The organism is Polaribacter sp. IC073 (genome assembly GCF_007997075.1).
Classification (GTDB): Bacteria; Bacteroidota; Bacteroidia; order Flavobacteriales; family Flavobacteriaceae; genus Polaribacter.
In genome coordinates this window covers 1-1,053 of sequence record NZ_VORS01000035.1, presented here as the reverse complement: position 1 = coordinate 1,053, position 1,053 = coordinate 1, and the positions used below count along the sequence as shown (strand labels likewise).

The window sequence follows — 1,053 nt, the reverse complement described above, 5'->3', positions numbered from 1 at the left end:
CACAACAGCCCATATAAAAAATAGCTATTTCACTTTTTATCTAAAAAATTTATTTATTTTTAAAAACTAATAGAATACCTAAAAATGAGAAAGCTTTAAAACGCTACTTTTCATATAGGTACTCGTTAGCAAACATTTGAAACAAAAAACCACATTAAAGAATTTAGACGATATTGAATTTCCAAAAATTCTATATAAATATCGTGACTGGAATAATGAATACAATAAAAGATTTATTACAGAAAGAGAAGTTTTTATGGCTTCACCAAATCAATTCGAAGATAAGCTTGATTGTAAATCGCCTGTTAGATATGATTTAATGACAGCGGAACAAGCAAAAGTAGTCTACACTCGAATTTCAAATTATGATGAAAAATTAAGCAGACAACAAAAAAGAAAAAGAGTAAGAGAATTACTAAATAAAAAAGACTATTTGAATCCTGAAATGAATGAAAATTACCAGAAAATTTATTTCAAAGGCTATTTTGAAAGATTAGGAATTTTAAGTCTTACAGCAGAAAACTGTTTGAATTCAATGTGGGAAAAATACGCTGAAAATCATTCTGGTTTTTGTGTTGGCTATAATTCAAGAATACTTTTTAATTTTCTTGGTGGTGGTGGAAAAGTTGAATATCCGAATGAATTGCCGATTTTGTTACCTGACCCAATTATGAGTCGAGAGGAAATGAGGTGGAAACAAGTTTATTTTAAAGAAAAAAAGTGGGAATTTGAAAAAGAATACAGAACTCAAAAATTTTGGGAACATCCAGCAAATATGTCTGACAGACAAATTTCACTTCCAAAAGAAGCATTTAATTGTATAATTCTCGGAAAGAATATGAATGAATCTGACCGAAAAGAAATAATTGATTCTATCAAAAAGAACATAGGAAATATTGAAATTAAGGAACATAAAAACGTTTGCTAACAAAGTACTGTGGTAAAAAACAAGTAAAATTCACTTAATTTTTCACCAACACACTTCTGAAAGTATCGTCATATATTAACCCAGATTTGGCGATTGCAAATGCCTGTTTTAAAAGCTTATTACAA

The 1,053-nt window shown here is 28.5% G+C and carries 1 protein-coding gene; it reads left to right on the top strand.

Annotated features, from left to right (window positions below):
* Nucleotides 1–136 precede the first annotated feature (136 nt).
* Complete coding sequence (locus ES045_RS16225) at nucleotides 137–928, top strand: DUF2971 domain-containing protein (protein WP_147117317.1); 792 nt, start codon at nucleotides 137–139, stop codon at nucleotides 926–928.
* Nucleotides 929–1,053: the final 125 nt, after the last annotated feature.